Source organism: Sedimenticola selenatireducens (assembly GCF_007625115.1).
Classification (GTDB): domain Bacteria; phylum Pseudomonadota; class Gammaproteobacteria; order Chromatiales; family Chromatiaceae; genus Sedimenticola; species Sedimenticola selenatireducens_A.
Window position 1 is genome coordinate 124,549 of record NZ_VMNH01000002.1, and the last position, 18,249, is coordinate 142,797.

General features: G+C 49.1%; 15 protein-coding genes and 1 pseudogene. 7 read left to right on the forward strand and 9 right to left on the reverse strand.

All coding sequences use genetic code 11. The features are described from left to right. Positions 1–2: 2 nt before the first annotated feature. The 5 genes from livM (at position 3) to FHP88_RS00945 (ending at position 4,567) form a co-directional block, all read left to right on the forward strand. Entirely contained in the window at positions 3–1,349 is a 1,347-nt protein-coding gene (livM, locus tag FHP88_RS00925; protein ID WP_144357112.1) for a high-affinity branched-chain amino acid ABC transporter permease LivM, read from the forward strand. Beyond that, a complete protein-coding gene (locus FHP88_RS00930) occupies positions 1,346–2,257 on the forward strand; it encodes an ABC transporter ATP-binding protein (protein WP_144357113.1) in 912 nt (303 codons plus the stop codon). The genes livM and FHP88_RS00930 overlap by 4 nt, the downstream gene beginning before the upstream one ends. 1 nt (position 2,258) lies before the next feature. Further along, a complete protein-coding gene (locus FHP88_RS00935) occupies positions 2,259–2,969 on the forward strand; it encodes an ABC transporter ATP-binding protein (protein ID WP_144357114.1) in 711 nt (236 codons plus the stop codon). Next, on the forward strand, positions 2,966–3,292 hold the full coding sequence (locus FHP88_RS00940) for a DUF6867 family protein (protein ID WP_144357115.1): 327 nt from the start codon (positions 2,966–2,968) through the stop codon (positions 3,290–3,292). Before FHP88_RS00935 ends, FHP88_RS00940 begins: the two co-directional genes overlap by 4 nt. A 168-nt stretch (positions 3,293–3,460) precedes the next feature. After that, a complete protein-coding gene (locus FHP88_RS00945; protein WP_144357116.1) occupies positions 3,461–4,567 on the forward strand; it encodes a branched-chain amino acid ABC transporter substrate-binding protein in 1,107 nt (368 codons plus the stop codon). Between the two features lie 79 nt (positions 4,568–4,646). Here the strand turns inward: FHP88_RS00945 and FHP88_RS00950 are convergent, their stop codons facing one another. Further along, positions 4,647–5,987, reverse strand: a complete 1,341-nt coding sequence (locus FHP88_RS00950; RefSeq protein WP_144357117.1) for a sensor domain-containing diguanylate cyclase — start codon at positions 5,985–5,987, stop codon at positions 4,647–4,649. A 315-nt stretch (positions 5,988–6,302) separates the two neighbouring features. Here FHP88_RS00950 and FHP88_RS00955 point away from each other — a divergent pair, with 315 nt between their 5' ends. Beyond that, complete coding sequence (locus FHP88_RS00955; protein ID WP_144357118.1) at positions 6,303–7,880, forward strand: diguanylate cyclase domain-containing protein; 1,578 nt, start codon at positions 6,303–6,305, stop codon at positions 7,878–7,880. 13 nt (positions 7,881–7,893) lie between these two features. On the opposite strand, the gene FHP88_RS00960 is transcribed toward FHP88_RS00955, so the two are convergent. From FHP88_RS00960 to FHP88_RS00995, 8 genes are all read right to left on the reverse strand, one after another. Then, positions 7,894–8,796 carry a DMT family transporter gene (locus tag FHP88_RS00960; RefSeq protein WP_144357119.1) on the reverse strand — a complete coding sequence of 301 codons (903 nt, stop codon included), beginning with the start codon at positions 8,794–8,796 and terminating at the stop codon, positions 7,894–7,896. Then, the gene (locus FHP88_RS00965) at positions 8,796–9,773 is read right to left on the reverse strand and encodes a DMT family transporter (protein ID WP_144357120.1); all 978 of its coding nucleotides are present in this window, start codon (positions 9,771–9,773) and stop codon (positions 8,796–8,798) included. Before FHP88_RS00965 ends, FHP88_RS00960 begins: the two co-directional genes overlap by 1 nt. A gap of 115 nt (positions 9,774–9,888) precedes the next feature. Beyond that, positions 9,889–12,117: a polyphosphate kinase 1 gene (gene ppk1 / locus FHP88_RS00970; protein WP_260843120.1), complete on the reverse strand. Its 2,229-nt coding sequence runs from the start codon at positions 12,115–12,117 to the stop codon at positions 9,889–9,891. Between the two features lie 47 nt (positions 12,118–12,164). Beyond that, positions 12,165–12,884 (reverse strand): hypothetical protein, encoded by a 720-nt coding sequence (locus FHP88_RS00975; RefSeq protein ID WP_144357121.1) that lies wholly within the window; start codon positions 12,882–12,884, stop codon positions 12,165–12,167. Between the two features lie 120 nt (positions 12,885–13,004). Further along, positions 13,005–13,469: a chemotaxis protein CheX gene (locus FHP88_RS00980; RefSeq protein WP_144357122.1), complete on the reverse strand. Its 465-nt coding sequence runs from the start codon at positions 13,467–13,469 to the stop codon at positions 13,005–13,007. A 277-nt stretch (positions 13,470–13,746) separates the two neighbouring features. After that, positions 13,747–14,172, reverse strand: coding sequence for a PaaI family thioesterase (locus tag FHP88_RS00985; protein WP_144357123.1), 426 nt, complete (start codon positions 14,170–14,172; stop codon positions 13,747–13,749). Between the two features lie 82 nt (positions 14,173–14,254). Then, entirely contained in the window at positions 14,255–16,042 is a 1,788-nt protein-coding gene (locus tag FHP88_RS00990) for an acyl-CoA dehydrogenase C-terminal domain-containing protein (RefSeq protein ID WP_144357124.1), read from the reverse strand. A 90-nt stretch (positions 16,043–16,132) separates the two neighbouring features. After that, entirely contained in the window at positions 16,133–17,761 is a 1,629-nt protein-coding gene (locus FHP88_RS00995) for an electron transfer flavoprotein-ubiquinone oxidoreductase (RefSeq protein WP_144357125.1), read from the reverse strand. Positions 17,762–18,160: 399 nt separating this feature from the next. On the opposite strand from FHP88_RS00995, the pseudogene FHP88_RS19300 reads away from it, so the two are divergent. After that, positions 18,161–18,249: pseudogene (locus FHP88_RS19300) on the forward strand (electron transfer flavoprotein subunit beta/FixA family protein); the annotation flags it as partial.

The following is an 18,249-nucleotide window of genomic DNA, read 5'->3' on the forward strand; positions in this document are numbered from 1 at the left end:
GCATGATGAATCAATCTAATAACAACACCACCGCCATTGATTTCAAGGCGCTGTTAAAAGAGTCGGGGATTGCAGCACTGGTTGCCCTGGGTCTGGCGATAGTGCTGGTTGGCTTTAAAACTGTGGATACCCCAACGGGTATGGACATTACGACACGTTGGGTATGGGTTGTCGTCGCCGTTGCCTCGGTATTTGTCGGTAGACTGGCGTTTGCCGTCAGGCGTGAAAGCAAGGCCAGCCGTGCCCCGGTTCATGTCGATATGAAAGCAAAAGAGAATCGGGCGGCCATTATCGTCAATCGATTCTCAACCATCGGTGGGCCACTCTTTATAGGCTTTGCTCTCGTCCTCCCATTCATGCCCTTTGCGGATCGCTATGTAGTGGATGTGGCTACTTATGTATTGATCTACGTGATGCTGGGCTGGGGACTCAATATCGTAGTGGGACTCGCCGGACTGCTGGATCTGGGTTACGTCGCCTTCTATGCCGTCGGTGCCTACTCCTATGCACTGTTTGCCGCCTACTTTGATCTCTCTTTCTGGGTCTGTTTGCCATTGGCCGGACTCTGTGCCGCCGGGTTTGGTGTACTGCTTGGATTCCCTGTGCTAAGGCTACGGGGTGATTATCTGGCCATTGTGACACTTGGCTTTGGTGAGATAATTCGAGTCATTCTGCTTAACTGGTATGAGTTCACCGGTGGTCCAGATGGTTTGTCAGGTATTCCACGTCCGAGCTTTTTTGGTTTGGAGTTGAAGCGTACGGCAGCCGAAGGTGAACAGACTTTTCATCAGTTCTTTAATCTGGATTACTCGACCATGCATCGATTAATCTTCCTCTACTATCTGATTCTTATCTTGGCCCTGCTCACCAACTTTTTCACGATTCGTATCCGTAAGATGCCGATAGGTCGTGCCTGGGAAGCACTGCGTGAAGATGAGATCGCCTGTCGTTCACTGGGCATCAATCCCACCAACACCAAGCTGACGGCATTTGCGTTGGGTGCCATGTTTGCCGGTTTTGCCGGTTCCTTCTTTGCGACCCGTCAGGCCTTTATCAGCCCTGAAAGTTTTACCTTTATTGAATCAGCCGTAATCCTGGCGATCGTGGTGCTGGGTGGCATGGGATCACAGGTAGGCGTGGCTATTGCTGCTGTGCTGTTGATTGGCGGCACGGAACTTTTCCGGGGTCTTGAAGAGTTCCGTATGCTGGCGTTTGGTGGATTGATGGTCGCCATTATGGTCTGGAAACCGCGTGGCTTACTCGCGCATCGTGAACCCACTATCAAGCTCCATCCCAATGGTGCACCTCCGCCCATAAAACAGGCCGCAACCGAAGGAGGTGTAAAATGAAAGAAGTTTCTACCACACCTCCTGAGTTGGTGATACCAAGCGGGGCCGATCCGTTACTCACCGTTGAGCACCTTACCATGCGGTTTGGTGGACTGGTGGCCATTGATGATGTCTCTTTTTCAGCGGGGAAGGGTGAGATCACTGCCATTATCGGTCCAAACGGTGCAGGTAAAACCACGCTGTTTAACTGCATCACTGGATTCTATACACCAACGGTCGGACGGCTGACGCTAACAGCTAGGGGTGAAGAGTATTTGCTGGAACGCATGGATGGTTTCCGCATTGCACAGAAGGCACATGTTGCTCGTACTTTTCAGAACATCCGACTGTTTTCTGAGATGTCTGTACTGGAAAACCTGATCGTTGCTCAACATAATGAACTGATGCGTGCCTCTGGTTTCACTGTAACGGGTTTGTTCGGTTTGGGTGGTTATCGCAAGAAAGAGAAAGAGGCGGCTGACCTGGCACGTTACTGGCTGGATAAGGTCAACCTGACGCACCTCGCGGATATCAATGCAGGCAATCTGCCCTATGGTGATCAACGTCGTCTGGAGATTGCCAGGGCCATGTGTATCAAACCCACTATACTCTGTCTGGACGAACCCGCAGCAGGCTTGAATCCGAAAGAGTCCAGTGAGCTGAACAAGTTACTTATCTATATTAAAGATGAGCACGACATTGGACTGCTATTGATTGAGCATGATATGTCGGTGGTGATGGAAATCTCTGATCATGTCGTCGTACTGGATTATGGCAGCAAGATTTCGGATGGCACACCACTCTATGTACGGTCTGACCCCAATGTGATCCGAGCGTATCTTGGAGAAGATGAAGACGAAGCGCTACCTCCTGAGGTTGCGGCCGATATCGCCAAAGATTTTGATCCAGAAAACAGAGAGGGTGTCTGAGATGCTAGAGATATCAGGATTACACACCTTCTACGGCAGTATCGAAGCGTTGAAAGGTGTCGATTTCACGGTCAATGCAGGTGAAATAGTGACGCTAATCGGTGCCAATGGCGCTGGAAAAAGCACGCTGTTAATGACCATTTGCGGTACCCCCCGTGCTGCCAAAGGTACTATTAACTATCTGGGACAGGACATCACCCATGAGAACACCCATGCCATCATGCGTATGGGATTGGCTCAGTCACCAGAGGGGCGGAGGATCTTTCCGCGCATGACGGTGATGGAGAACCTTCAGATGGGTGCCATTGTCTCAGATGAAAAATACTTCGATCAGGATCTGGATCGTGTGACCACCCTGTTCCCCATACTGAAAAAACGTGCGAATCAACGGGGTGGCACACTCTCTGGCGGTGAACAGCAGATGCTGGCCATTGCCCGGGCCATGATGAGTCGCCCCAAACTGTTGCTGCTGGATGAGCCTTCGCTGGGATTGGCACCTTTGGTGGTCAAGCAGATTTTCGAGGTAATCAAAGAGATTAATCGTGAAGATAAGGTGACGGTACTATTGGTTGAGCAGAATGCCTTTCATGCGCTTAAACTTGCTCATCGTGGTTATGTAATGGTGAACGGTGAAATCACTATGTCGGGCGACAGTAAAGAGTTATTGGAACGGCCAGAAGTACGTGCCGCTTATCTGGAGGGTGGACATTGAGCATTCCTGTATTTATTGGTGTAACCCTGATTCTCTTCGGGGGCGCCGCCTATATGATGGGCCAAGCGATTTCAATAACATGGAGACCGGTAGCCCATGTCATTGCCTATGGTGCATTGCTGGGTGCGGGTGACCGGTTTTTGGTCTTCGCCCTGTTTGGTGGAGAGTTGAACTCGTTAGCCGGTTACTTGATAGACACGGCAGTGATTACCGCCATAGGCCTGGTTGCTTTTCGTATTACCCGGGTGAATCGAATGGTGAGTCAATATCCCTGGATTTATCGACGTTCAGGCTTGTTTAGCTGGGCAGAGATTAATGAATAATCTGACGAAAGCGTTTACACTGATTGCGTTCGTTGATTGTGTGCTACTACAGGTAATAAACCTGGAATTTATAAGGTAGCGGTCTGGCTTATTGGATAGGAGCTAGACGAATAACAAGAGTGAAATCAACCTCAATGACTGGGTAAGAACCAGAGGAGATAAGTTCAAATGAAAAAGACATTCAAGCTGTCAATGATGGCAGCGATGACTGCAGCAACCCTGGGCTATGGCTCAGTGGCCAGCGCCGATATTATGATTGCAACCGCAGGTCCGATGACTGGTCAATACGCCAGTTTCGGTGCGCAAATGAAAGCAGGCGCTGAGCAAGCTGTTAAAGATATCAATGCGGCAGGTGGTGTACTAGGTCAGAAACTGGTACTGGAAGTGGGTGATGATGCCTGTGATCCAAAACAGGCTGTAGCAGTTGCCAACCAGATGGTTAACAAGGGTGTTGTATTCATGGCAGGTCATTTCTGCTCTGGCTCTTCAATCCCTGCATCTAAAGTATATGAAGAAGAGGGTATCGTCATGATCTCTCCTGCTTCAACCAACCCAAAATTGACCGAGGAAGGCGGTGAGAATGTATTCCGCGTCTGCGGCCGTGATGACCAGCAGGGTGATGTAGCGGGCAAGTTCCTGAAGGCAACTTACGGTGACAAGCAGATTGCTTTCGTTCATGACAAGACCGCTTATGGTAAAGGTCTGGCTGATGCCACCCTGGCAACGTACCAGGCTGCCGGTGGTAAAGAGGCGATGTACGAAGCCATCACCGCAGGTGAGAAAGATTACACCGCACTGGTTTCAAAAATGAAGCAGAGCAATGTGGGCGTTATGTACCTGGGTGGTTATCACACTGAAGGTGGCCTGATCGTTCGCCAGATGCGTGAACAGGGCATGGACACCGTACTGGTTTCCGGTGATGCACTGGTGACCAATGAGTACTGGTCTATTACTGGTGCAGCAGGTGAAGGTACATTGATGACCTTCAGCCCTGACCCACGCAAGAATCCTGTAGCAGCACCACTGGTTGAGAAGTTCCGTGGCATGGGTATCGAGCCTGAGGGTTATGTACTTTACACCTACGGTGCGATCCAGGCTTGGGCGCAGGCGGCTACCGCTGCGGGTTCAACCGATACTGCTAAGGTTATCAAGGGACTGAAAGCTGGCAAGTTTGAAACCGTACTGGGTAACTTTGGTTTCGATGCTAAAGGTGACGTAACGGCACCCGGTTATGTGTTGTATAAATGGACCAATGGTAACTACGATTATCTTTAATTTGATAACAACGTAGATGGTAGAATAAAAAACCCGGCATTTTTGCCGGGTTTTTTGTCTCGTTTCTGTGGGTATTTCTTTAAAGTAACACCACCCGATTACGCCCACTCTGCTTAGCCACTTGCAGATTGTGGTCGGCCGCTCTAAACAGATCGTCAGACGTTTGATGCACCTGATGGTCGTACATAACAGCGCCTATGCTAATCGTTGCGGTCAATGTGCCATTAGAGGTAGTCAATGGTTTTTCCATGACACTCTCTCTGAGCCGTTCTGCAATTTTCCCAAGTTCTTCTTGATCTGAAGGCCAAACCAGCGCCGTAAACTCTTCACCACCCCAGCGGTAGATACTGTCAGCCGCACGAATCGAGTGACTAAAACGTTCAGTCAACTGTTTAAGGAATTCATCGCCAATCGTGTGACCATATTCATCATTGATTTTTTTGAAATGATCAATATCGATTACCAACAGACCCAGGTTGGTTTGAGTACGATCTGCATAGGCCATCTTCTGTCCAATATCACGATCAAACTGGCGTCTGTTGGGCAGTCGTGTGAGTGTATCTTCGATAGCCAGGACGTTGAGCCGTGTGGTGAGGTTGTCATAGAGTATTGAAGTGATCTCATCCGAGGCGGCTTCCAGGTCCATCAAGTAGGCTGCGACAGCGTGAGGCTTGCCAGCAGTGACATCTTCTACTGCCATTGTTGCCAGTTTATGTAGGCGCTTATGGGCTACATCCAATGCGGTTTGATACGGCTTGGGTATCTCTTTTATACCACCCCCATCAAGCCAGCGACCGAGTGTGCATTCATGATGGGAAAGAGGAAGTGCAATATCCTCAGGCGTATCGCCAAGTGCCAGACGATAGGCTTTGAGCTTCCACCGATAATGTTCAATGTAGGCGTTCAGTATGCCGTCTTGATCACTCGGAGAAAGGTGATTAAACATCCGTGTGGCACGTTTAATCTCTTGCTCAGCCATCAGTCGATGCCGGCTCTGCATGTGATCCAAGTGATGAACGACCGCTTGTATTGATTGTGCCAGATCAACTACACGACAGAGTGATCGAGACAGTTTGTGATCCAGTAAAACGCCACCAATATTGATGAAAATGTCACGTAACTGTGTGAGTGATGCTATGGCTGTACCGGAGTCGATCTGTCGTTTGCGCCAATGGCTGGCCTGTTGGTACTGGATGGCAAAGAAGTGATCATCGTAGTCAGCGCTGAAAAAGCTGGCGAGGTAGCCCTCTATAAACGGGTTAATCTCATTTGGCCAGTCAGTCGCGGTATAAAACCACTCTTCATAGGCCTTTGTGCGCGATGTGAGTTCAATTTCAATAACATCTTTATACTCGCTGATCAGGTCAATATCGGCTTGATCAAGACCTACTAGTGTACGTAAACGCTCAATTTCTGACATGTTTTGTTCCAAGGTCGGGGGTAAGGACCTGTTTTCTGATCGCGTAGGATAAATCGTGCTGTTCAGATGGTTCAAATAGAATAATCTATCTGGAATCGTCGGTCGGGGAGACTACCACTGATTTTATGCGGTTGTCATGATGCTTGAATCATTATTCTTATTAAAGTACACATAGATTGATTTAGATCAGAGGATTGGTCTCAAAGCCTAAGTTGGCTACACTTTAAGTAATGGCATGGATAAGTCAGGCGTTTGTAGCGTTTAATTACTTGATACAACTATCAAGTAGGTTCAGGGTGGCTCTTGGGGTAGAGAATGCACAAACCTGTAGCACCGAAATCAATTCAGTCCAAAACAAAGGCCGATCTAGAGGCAGAGCTTGAAAATCTCTATGCCCATATTGCTGCATGTGGGCTATGTGATATTCCCGAAGTAGACGCCTCTCTTTCACAACTTTTGTTGGATGACAGTCGGTCACAGGGTGTGATTATGGATTTGGCTCTGGATGCGATTGTTGTTATCGATGAAACAGGGGCCATTATTGCTTTCAACAAATCTGCAGAAAAAATGTTTGGTTACAAAAGACGAGAGGTGAAAGGGCGGGAGATTGCCAGCGTAATTATTCCGCCCTCATTTCGTGAACATCACTATGCTGGTTTTAACCGGTTTTTAACGACTGGTGAAGCGCGCATCATGGACAAGCGGGTTGAAGTGACCGCAATGCGTTCGACGGAAGAGGAATTTCCTGTTGAGCTGACAGTGACGGCTTTCCATGTCAGGGGGGTGCGTTTTTTTACGGCATTTATCCGGGATATTTCTGAGCGCGTTGCCATGGAAAAGCGCCTTCGGGAGGAGACTGCGTTGGTGCAGTTACTGCATCGCCTTACCTCGTTGGCGAACGAGGCGACTAGCACAGAAATGGCAATGAAGAGTTATCTGCGTGAGGTGTGTGAATATACCGGTTGGACTGTCGGGCATGTTTACCTGGTCAATCATAAAAATTCTACTGCCGAGCTGGTTTCATCAAAGTTCTGGTATTTAGCACATGAAGAGAAGTATGAAGCGTTTCGTCACGTAACAGAGCAGACCACTTTGCACTCAGGCATTGGATTGCCTGGACGTGTTTTGCACAGTGGAAAACCCTTACTGATTGCGGACCTATCGAGTGATCTAAACTTTCCACGGACAAAAGTTTCAGCCGATCTGCAATTGAAAACGGGTTTCGGCTTGCCTATAAAAATAGGCGAGGAAGTGGTGGGTGTCCTGGAGTTTTTTACGCCTGAGATCAAACCGACAATGAAAGGTTTCCTCGATACACTGGGGCATATTGGCATTGAATTGGGGCGCGTAGTTGAACGCGAACAGAATGCTGAAAGATTACGGCGGTTGGCAGATCTCGATAGTTTGACTGGTCTTCCCAATCTTCGTGTGGGTCGTGATCGGTTGATTCGTGAAATTGTTCTGGCAAAACGAAGCAAGTATCAGTTTGCCTTGTTCTTTATTGATCTGGATGGTTTTAAGAATATTAATGACACTTACGGTCATGAGGTCGGTGATTGCGTTTTAAAGGTGGTTTCCAAACGCATTGCGCAATCCTTACGGGATGTAGACACAGTTGCGCGAGTAGGGGGCGATGAGTTTATTATTATTATCTCTCCGGTTGAGTCACGACAGGCGATTGCCACTGTGGCTCAAAAGGTAATAGAGACTATTGCAGAGCCCATTCAAGCGGTTGAAGATGAAGCTTTTCTCGGTGCCAGTATTGGGATTGCGCTTTATCCTGATGACTCACAGAATGCTGATGAGTTATTGAAGTTGGCTGATCAGGCGATGTATCGGGTTAAACATAGTGGTAAAAATAATTTCACCTTTATCGGTGATGGCCCTGAGTAAAAATTAGTCGTAGCTATTCAGTAGCTCTTTCTCCGGCTCTTTTTAGTTTGTCTTTAGATGCCAGTAGCGCACCGCCGATAATTAGGGTACATGAAATCAGTACCAATAGACTGGCTTCTGCCTTGCCAAACAGAATCAATAATAGCGTCGATAACAGTGGTGTGCTGTATGAAAGTACGCCAATTAACCGCAGATCGCCGTGTTTGGTACCGTAATCCCATACAAAAAATGCCAGTCCGAGTGGCCCAAGTCCCATAAGGATAATATAAAATAGTTGCGCCAAATTCGGTGTAACCCAAGACTCCATAACAAGATGACAGAGAAAGGCCAGCAGTGCCGTCATACCGCAAAAGCCACTGACGGATGCAGTCGGGATGTGTTCAAAACGTCGGTTAAGTACAGAATAGGTCGCCCATATGACGGCACAGGCGACAGCGGCCAGATAGCCACCAATGGATTCCGACTGAAAAGAGATGTTGCCTTTAAGTGCCACCAACAGAAAGGCACCAGACAAACCCAACAGTGCACCTGCTGTGTGAAACCAGCGGAGCCTTTCCCCTGGCAATAACGATGAGAAGACCACGATCAATAGCGGCCACAGATAGTTGATCAAGTTCGCTTCGACAGCGGGTGCATTACGTAAGGCTACAAAATAGAAAAAGTGATAACCAAATAATCCACCCACACTGACAATCCATACCACCAGATGGAGTTTGCCCCTCCGGATGATTTTTTCCCCGCGTATCAACAGTATGAGCGTGCTGATACAAAAGGCGACCAGAAAGGTCAGGGCAAGAAGTTGAAAAGGGGGGATGCCCTCGGTCATGGTGGTGAAGATGGCGAGGGTAGACCAGAGCAAAATGGCGACAGCACCAATCAGGGTGGCGCGATTGGGTGTTTGCTGTGCAGCGTTCATTAATCGAGTTCGCTTAGGAGTTTTCGGCTGCGTTTAATATCATACAGCGTATAGCCTATATTACTGGCAAGTATGATAGCCATACCCGCTAATAACGTTGTATTAAACTGCTCAGACAGGATTAATATCCCCAGTCCAAAACCAAAGATGGGTTCAAGATAGGAGAGTATTGGGGCAAGCGTTGTGCGTACACTGCCAAAACCTTTGAAGTAGATCAGGCCGCCCAAGGCGGTTGCGATGAATCCCATGCCAAAGGCATAGCTCATGTTTTCCATTGAATACTGAATGGGAAAGATAAACAGGGCGGGTAGCATGATAAGTGAGCCAATACTGGAGCTGGCTACAATCATCTGATCGGTTTTAATGCCGCGTGATTTCATCACCCGTATCAAAACCATGCTGAAAGAGAAGGCGATGCTGGCACCCAGCGCGGCAGCCAGTCCAACTAATGATGGAACGGAACCGAACTCGGGTACTTGTGACGTACCAAGAATAATAATCAGCAGGCCGGTGAGATTGAGTATCACCGAGAGGTAATAGGCCCTGCTGAAATGGGTTGGTCGTAGATCAGAAAATAGATAGCGGCAGGCCAGCTTCTCGGCCAGTGGAAACCATATTGCTGCTGTGTAGAGTAGTATCACACTCAGTCCCACAGAGAGCAGGATAGCGCCCAATGTGTAGAGCGCGACAACCAGTGCCATAGCCGTGCCCACTATAGTCCAAAGTTTTTTATGGTTACGAAAGAAACTTATTGTTTCAGTGAGTTTTTCGCGAGTTGCACGTCTGAAAAGCGGATAGGTTATCAGTGCGATCAGCGGAAGGCTTATTACGCAGAAAAAAAACCGAAGAAAAACAACATTTGTTGGGTGAGTTTGCACAATCATATTGGCAAAGATACCCATGGATCCCATCATCAGACAGCCGAGCACCAGGGTGAGGATGTGCTGGTTTTCACTATCGCGGAACAGGCTTAGCACTAATGAAATCCTCTTATGACAGACGATTTGTCTGTCTCAAAGAGGTGGATTATAGAGAGTTCAGGTGCTTAAACAAGTCTTAAAAAAGGCAGGTTTCACCTGCCTTTTTTATAGCTCATTTGCTAACGAAAGCATTTCTCCTGATGTGCCGCTTTTTCTTGCCCCGAATAAGTTTCGCGGCTTGCTTGGCACGTTTTTCAGCGGCTTGAATGAGTAACTGCTGACTGCCGATCGATTCGGCGTCACTGTTTGGCTGGCGCTGAATAAAACTGCCGTCTGATTGCATCTGCCAAGCACTGCGTTGGTCATTCAATTGAGTATCCAGAATGGCACGTAGTTCATCACACAACTTTTTATCACTTACGGGTGTAACGACTTCAACCCGGGACTCCAGATTCCGTTTCATGGCATCTGCAGAACCGATGAAATACTCTTCTTCTCCACCATTTTGGAAATAGTAAATCCGTGTATGTTCCAGGAAGCGGCCGACAATACCGATTACCTGGGCATTTTCGGATAGTCCGGGTATGCCTGGTCGGAAACGGCAGGTATCGCGCACAATCAGATCAATGCGTACGCCATCCCGTGCCGCTTCATAGAGGGCACGGGTGATGTCGACATCCTCCAGCGCATTCATCTTGAACTGTATCAGTCCGGGAGTCTCCTCGGAGTGAAGTTTTCTTTCCCGCTTGATTTTCGCAAGCAGGGCGTATTTCAGCATCTTTGGTGAGGGCAGTAACTTTTTATAGCGACGTTCCTGGGTGTAGCCGGTGGTCAGATAGTTAAACAGCTCTGTAGCATCGCGTCCTAACTCTTCATCATTGGTCAGTATCCCAAGATCAGAATAGAGGCGGGCTGTTCCTGCGTGATAATTGCCGGTGCCAATATGGAGGTAGCGCTTAATGCCGCTGTAATCATTACGAACAACAAGAACGATTTTTGAGTGCGTTTTGAGGCCGATGACGCCATAGGTGACATGGATTCCAGCCTCTTCCATACGGTTTGCCCAGCGGATGTTAGCCGCCTCATCAAACCGTGCTTTTAACTCCACTACAACGGCTACCTGTTTGCCGTTTCGTGCGGCACTGATCAAGTAGTCGACAACCTTGGTGTCGCTGGATGTACGATAGAGGGTCATCTTTATGGCACGAACTTTTGGATCGATACTGGCCTCTTTCAGAAAGCGCTCAACCGATGTGCCGAAAGATTCATAGGGATGTTGCAGCAGCAAAGGCCCCCGCTCACGAATGATATGGAAGATGTTCCGGCTATCGCAGAGTTCTGGATGATCAATGGCCTTATGGGGTGGATCTCTCAGCTCAGGGATATCCAGGGAGGCGATCTCAAACAGATCACGCATCGCTGGCATGCTAATGATTTCAAATACATCATTCTCTTCATCGAGGAAGAGTTCAGCAGCAAGCATGCCTCGGTGGACCGGCATCATGTCTTTCTGCACCTGCAGCCGGACAATGGGTGCAAACCGGCGATCTCTCAACTCGGATTCAATCAGTGAAAGAAGATCATCCGCATGCTCTTCACTGCGCTCGGTATTGGCATTTCGTGTGACCCGGAAAACTTCACTGGAGACCACCTCCATCTCGGGAAGCAACATGTCCAGGTTATCAGAAATAATATATTCCAGTGGAATGTAGTGTTGCCTGTCTTTTAATTTTAGAAACCGGGGTATGCCTGCACCAACGGGGACTTTAATCCGCGTCAGGGATGTCTTGTCCGAGTTGCCAGGATAACGAACCAACACCAGCAGATTGAGTGACAGGTTAGAGATAAACGGGAAGGGATGGGCCGGATCGATCGACTGAGGTGTTACCAGAGGATGGATGTTTTCATAGTAATATTCCCGAAGGTAAGTCTTGTCTTCATCACTCAGCCGGTCGTACCCAAGGATGGCGATATCGTGCTCTTCCAGTAGCTGAGTGACTTGGTGATAGTTCTCACGCATTTGTGTTTCGATATCTCTAACGACCTGGCTACAGTCGTCAATTTGCTGCTGCGGGCTTCTGCCATCAACGGTGAGTGAAGTGACGCCGGCACCTACCTGCTGTTTCAGACCACCCAGTCGCTTCATGAAGAATTCATCCATGTTTGCGCTAACGATGGCGATAAATTTCAGCCGCTCGAGTAGTGGAGTTCTCTCATCGGCGGCTTGATGCAGCACGCGTTTATTGAACTCTAGCCAAGTCAGCTCCCTGTTGAGGTATAGCTCACTGGCATCTAAGTCAAAAACTTGCTCTTCAGGGATCGAGGATTCGACTTCTGGATCGGTTGCTGACGGGACAGATTTAGCTGATTCACTGTCCATTTTTTTTGCAGTATCTGACATCATGATTTCCATAGGGCCAAGTTGTAACAGCAGTTATGCTCAGGTATTCAACAGTTATAGTGTCTCAATGTTTCAAGAGAGAGTCGATAGTGGTACTGGATCTGTTCTAAAGTATAGCGGTGTTCATTTGATACAGCGCAACTCATTCGAGCCAGACAGCGGTCACTACAGGAACTGTTATCCGAAAGTCGATAGGTGGCACATTGATCCATGTCGATCTGATGAACCTTGGAGAGGGCTCCGGCGGGACAGTTCGATAGACAGGGTTTCTCCAAACAGCGGTCACAGGGTCGCTGGGGTGAGGGTTCGATCATGACAGGGAGTGTGGCATTCGTCAGTAGGGCCGCGCGATAGGCGTACCAAAGTCCCCAGTGTGGATTGATTCCAAGCCCCAGCGGTGAGGGTGCATGCCAGCCGGCCACTGTGCCGAGTTGTTGTAGTGCTATCGGTTTATCGCCAGGGTAGATCAAATGATATCCATTTTTGCCCAACGTCTCTTTTGCAAAAGCAATCGCTGCCACACGACTGTATTGATCAATGGGGTCTGGTGTGGTTGCATCAATTTGTAACATTTCCCAAAGCGTTTTTCCGCCGTGGCCAATCAAAACAATACGAGTCGAGGCGTTGAGTGGAAAATCAAAGTCGGCTAAACAGGATTGAGCACTTGTAGGCAGGCTGCTGTATTCCAGGATGGCAAATAGATTGAGTCCCTTGGCGTATAAGGTTTTGATGCCCTGCCTGAGTTGTTCATGCGGGCTGATGGTCACCTGTGTTGATCCTGTGATTTAAGCGAGAGGCTGTGAAACAAATTAATCGGTAAAAGATGATCTGTGATGAAATATCCGCCAGTGCAAGGTAAATATATATAGGCGGCGAGGTGGGGCAGGCTACTCTTCAAAACAGATTTCTACAAAGAAATCACCCTGTTCGGTATGGAAAGGGAGTACCACGGTCTGCCCCTTGGTCATATGTGTAATGATATGGTTCTTTCCAGCAACAACGCCAGGTATGGCAAGATCAAAATCATAGCCCATTTCACTCAGGGTTCGTTTGGCGCCACCGGTTACGATGTTGGTAATCTCACCCACCAGGTCAGTCACAATATCGTTTACGCTATCGACCTCTTCGCCGAGCATGTTTTTTGCCACTTGAAAAATGACCTGCTCAGTAAAAGAGATGGCCAGTGACCCCTTCATTTGGTTTCCGGCCAGTCCTATCAGACCGCTAACGTCACCCATCGACGCACGTTCGGTTTTTACATAGGGCTTTCCAGGTGTCGCCTGAATCTGTGCCATGGTTGATAAGACATCAAGGATGGCATTGAGGAATGGATTGACAAATTCTGCTTTCATAATAGTTCAAAGTATATGTCAGACGAATTCAAAAGGGCAAAAAAAAGCCTGACAGGGGAAGTCAGGCTGAAAGTAACCAATAATCACCAAAGGAGGAGGGTGATTGGAGGAGCAGCAAGACTCAACACTACTACGATACTGCCTTTGGCTGAGTCCTGCTGTTCTGTGCACATTGAAGCACGGGAGAGAGTATTACACATTGATAATCACAAATCAATAAAATAATTATATACTTATTCCATCTATTTGTAACTTATTGATTTATATGGTCTACGTTTCAGGTTTCAATTTCAGGCGGGATAGAGTAAGTGCCGGTTGCGTGTGCGACAAGTTTGTCGTTAGATTCAGCGTGAATTGATACTTCCATGATCGCCAACCGCTTGCCCATCTTGATAATTTTTCCTTCAGCAATGAGATCGGTAGCGGCTGGTTTCCGTAGAAAATTGATATTGAAGTTGGTGGTTACCGCCAGTTTCACTTGGCCGATCATGCCCAGTACCACGGCATACATGCAGGCATCGGCCAGCATCATCATGTGTGGCCCGGAGATGGTGCCTCCAGGTCGCGTGCTGTTCTGATGATAGGGCAGGCGCATAATTGCCAGTCCTGGCTCGATACTCTCCAGTCGCATGCCCAGGTCACTGGCCCAGGCCATTTCTGTTTCGAGTATGTGATTGAATTCCTGACAGGTGATCTTAGGCATAGCAAACCTCAATCTTTGGCGCGGATTATTAATCAGAAAGGTGCAATAACCGAAGGTTGGGAATTGCACCCATTCAGGCCCATTAAAATTCGTCGTCGGTGAATTCCATCATCAGGTCAGCACCGGAACGTATGCCACGTCCCAGTCCGTAGATTTGTGGCAACAGCCGTCCCATGAAGAAGCGGGCGGTTCTGAGTTTGGTAATATAGAAGCCTGTGTCATCACTTGGCGCTTTTTCCAGGGCCACTCTCGCCATATCGGCCCAGAGCCAGGCGAGGGTAGTGAGTGCGAATATGCGTAGGTAATCGGTCGCTGCGGCACCCAGTTCATCGGGATTATGTTTACCCTGTTCAACCAGCCAGTCGGTTAACTCTTCCAATAGTTTGAGGGCATCAGCCAATGGTGAAACAAAGTCGTTCATGGCTTCACTGTTTTGGTGTTCATTGACAAAACTGTTTAATAAATTGAAAAAGCGCTGGGGCAGGCGACCCTCATGGATAAACAGCTTGCGGCGAATCAGATCCAATGCCTGGATACCGTTAGTCCCTTCATAGATCTGGGCGATGCGGGCATCACGGACATACTGCTCCATGCCCCATTCCTGGATATAGCCGTGGCCGCCGAGTACCTGCTGGCAGAGGGTGGTGGTCTCATAGCCATAGTCAGAGAAAAACGCCTTGATGATCGGTGTGATCAGGGCTACATAGTCATCGGCCTCTTCACGCTTTTTGGCATCCGGGTGTTTGTGTGACAGGTCGATATTCATGGCTGTCCATACCGCCAATGCACGACACCCTTCGTTATAAGCGCGGGTGGTGAGCAGCATACGGCGAATGTCGGGATGGACCAGCAGTGGGTCGGCTGGCTTATCGGGTGCCTTGATGCCGGTGGCAGAGCGACTCTGCAGGCGATCCTTGGCATATTCAACGGCATTCTGATAAGCCGTCTCGCCCAAGCCCAAACCCTGCATGCCAATGGCCAGTCGTTCTGCATTCATCATGGTGAACATGCAGGCCAGCCCCTTGTTCTCCGGTCCTACCAGGTAACCAATGGCGTCATCAAAATTCATCACGCAGGTGGCGGAGGCCTTGATACCCATTTTATGTTCGATGGAACCACAGGTGACGCCGTTGCTGTCGCCCGGTTCATTATTGGTATCGGGCATCTGCTTGGGTACCAGGAACAGGCTGATGCCACGCACACCTTCCGGGGCATCGGGCAGTCGCGCCAGTACCAGGTGAATAATATTTTCAGTCAGATCCTGATCGCCACCGGTGATGAAGATCTTGGTGCCACTGATTGCATAGCTGCCATCCCCTTTGGGTACGGCCTTGGTTCTGACCAGCCCAAGGTCAGTTCCGCAGTGGGGTTCTGTGAGACACATGGTGCCACTCCAGATCCCTTCCACCATCTTTGGCAGATACTGTTCTTTCAGTGCATCTGTGGCGTGGGCGTTGATGGAGTTGATTGCGCCGCGGGTCAATCCGGGGTAGAGACTGAATGAGACATTGGCCGAGCAGAGCATCTCTTCCAGCATGAAGCTGATGGTCTCAGGCAGGCCCTGACCGCCCAGCTCGGGATCGGCCGCCAGTGAGGGCCAGCCACCTTCAATATAGGTCTGATAGGCGGCCTTAAAGCCAGTGGGTGTGGTAACTACACCCTCATTAAACTGACACCCTTCCTGATCTCCGCTCTGGTTTATCGGCTGCAGTACTTCTTCACAGACCTTGGCCCCTTCTTCCAGAATGGCATCCACCAGATCCGCGCTGACCTCATCAAAACCGGGCAGGCTGCTCAGGGTCTCATCAGCCTGGTGCAGTTCATGAAACACAAACTGCAGATCGCGGATGGGGGCTTTATAACTCGGCATGGATCAGTTCCTCTTGATAGGGCGTGGTCAGTGGATCGACTGATTACCGGGACAATTACAGTGGTGTAGTTGCCCCGGTATTCGGTTGTTTTACATATTGGGATAGTTTGGGCCGCCACCACCTTCCGGCACGGTCCAGTTAATGTTTTGTGTGGGATCCTTGATGTCGCAGGTTTTGCAATGCACGCAGTTCTGGGCATTGATCTGTAACTGTGGCGCTTGTCCCTCTTCACGCAGAATTTCATAAACGCCAGCAGGGCAGTAGCGCTGCTCGGGTGCGTCGTACTCCGCCAGATTGACTGTGATCGGAACAGTGGCATCCTTCAGCCGCAAGTGAACGGGCTGATCCTCTTCATGGTTGGTATTCGAGATAAACACCGATGAGAGACGATCGAAAGTGATTTTCCCATCCGGTTTGGGATAGTCGATTTTGGCGTAGTCACTTGCTTTGCCCAGCTGTTCATGGTCGGCATGGTGGTGCATTGTCCAGGGTGCCTTGCCACGGAAAATATAGGTTTCCAGTGCCGCATTAAACAGACCAAACCAGAGTCCCTTGGTAAAACCGGGGCGGATATTTCTAACCCTGTCCAGCTCTTCCCAGACCCAGCTCTGTTTGAGCTGTTCCGAGTAGGCGGTGATTTCACGGCCATACTCTTCGGGCAGGTTATTGCTGATCGCTTCTGCCGCCACCATGGCACTCTTCATGGCAGTATGGGTACCCTTGATTTTCGGGACATTCAAAAAGCCGGCGGTATCACCAATTAACATGCCACCGGGGAATGTCAGTTTGGGGATAGATTGCAGACCACCCTCGGAGAGGGCACGTGCGCCGTAGCTGATTCTTCTGCCACCTTCAAACAGGGGTTTGATGGAGGGATGGGTTTTGAAACGCTGGAACTCTTCAAAGGGACTGAGGTGTGGGTTTTTGTAATCGAGCCCCACCACAAAGCCGACGACTACCTGGTTTTCTGACAAGTGATAGAGGAATGAGCCGCCATAGGTCTGACTGTCCAGCGGCCAGCCGATGGTGTGCATGATGCTGCCCGGTTTTACTTTTGCTGGATCGATCTCCCACAGCTCTTTAATGCCGATACCGTAGGTCTGTGGGTCGACACCCTCTCTGAGATTAAATTTTTCCATCAGCTCTTTTGTTAAAGAGCCGCGACACCCCTCTGAGAAGAGCGTCTGCTTGGCATGCAGTTCGATACCGGGTTCATAGTTATCGGTCTTTTCACCCGATTTGCCGATGCCCATGTCGCCGGTAGCGATGCCTTTTACTGCACCTTGTTCATCGTAGAGTACTTCTGCAGCGGCAAAACCGGGGAAGATCTCTATACCAAGTGCCTCGGCCTGTTCACCCAGCCAGCGGCAGAAGTTACCCAGACTGATAATGTAATTTCCATCATTATGCATCTGTGGCGGGTTAGGCATGCCAATGGATTTTGTCTCGGTGAGATAGCAGAAGCGGTCTTCGCTGGCGGGGGTATCCAGCGGTGCGCCACGCTCTTTCCAATCCGGGAACAGTTCATTCAGTGCACGGGGTTCCAGTACGGCACCGGAGAGGATATGGGCACCTACTTCCGAGCCTTTTTCTACAACACAAATGGTCAGTTCTTGATCTTTTTCTTCGGCCAGTTGCGCCAACCGTATGGCAGCAGAGAGCCCTGACGGCCCTGCGCCTACTATTACAACATCAAATTCCATCGCTTCGCGTTCCACAGCGACACCCCCTCTGGTGTTATTCCGGCACCTTCTGCCGAATGGTCTTAAGTGGCTAGGTTGACGTTTACGTAAACGTCATTATACTGAGCCAGACAGGCGGGTCAATTTGATTTCATACCTTTATATAGAAGGGGTTATGAAACCAGAATTAACCGGATCTGACTGAATCGAGGCGTAGTTTACTATCTAATGGTTAAATACGCAGACTCCTTTGTGATCATATAAAAAGGTATTATGACGAACTTTTCTGCACGTTTTGTTTGATTTCCACAGAGAAATAGGCAAAATAGTTCAGTAAGTATAAATCAAACAGGAAAGATAATTCATTTTTTCTTCTCTTTGGCGGGTTTAAATGACCCGTATTGGGGCGACAGCCCAATCAACCGAAGGTGATGTATGAAAGTACTGGTCGCAGTAAAGCGCGTTGTGGATTACAACGTAAAGATCCGCGTGAAGGCGGATGAGACGGGGGTGGAGTTGGCCAA

Bases quoted from the DNA above. Each gene is read 5' to 3' on its own strand.
- livM (WP_144357112.1), top strand. From the start codon at position 3: ATGATGAATCAATCTAATAACAACACCACCGCCATTGATTTCAAGGCG.
- FHP88_RS00930 (WP_144357113.1), top strand. From the start codon at position 1,346: ATGAAAGAAGTTTCTACCACACCTCCTGAGTTGGTGATACCAAGCGGG.
- FHP88_RS00935 (WP_144357114.1), top strand. From the start codon at position 2,259: ATGCTAGAGATATCAGGATTACACACCTTCTACGGCAGTATCGAAGCG.
- FHP88_RS00945 (WP_144357116.1), top strand. From the start codon at position 3,461: ATGAAAAAGACATTCAAGCTGTCAATGATGGCAGCGATGACTGCAGCA.
- FHP88_RS00950 (WP_144357117.1), bottom strand. From the start codon at position 5,987: ATGTCAGAAATTGAGCGTTTACGTACACTAGTAGGTCTTGATCAAGCC.
- FHP88_RS00955 (WP_144357118.1), top strand. From the start codon at position 6,303: ATGCACAAACCTGTAGCACCGAAATCAATTCAGTCCAAAACAAAGGCC.
- FHP88_RS00960 (WP_144357119.1), bottom strand. From the start codon at position 8,796: ATGAACGCTGCACAGCAAACACCCAATCGCGCCACCCTGATTGGTGCT.
- ppk1 (WP_260843120.1), bottom strand. From the start codon at position 12,117: ATGTCAGATACTGCAAAAAAAATGGACAGTGAATCAGCTAAATCTGTC.
- FHP88_RS00980 (WP_144357122.1), bottom strand. From the start codon at position 13,469: ATGAAAGCAGAATTTGTCAATCCATTCCTCAATGCCATCCTTGATGTC.
- FHP88_RS00985 (WP_144357123.1), bottom strand. From the start codon at position 14,172: ATGCCTAAGATCACCTGTCAGGAATTCAATCACATACTCGAAACAGAA.
- FHP88_RS00990 (WP_144357124.1), bottom strand. From the start codon at position 16,042: ATGCCGAGTTATAAAGCCCCCATCCGCGATCTGCAGTTTGTGTTTCAT.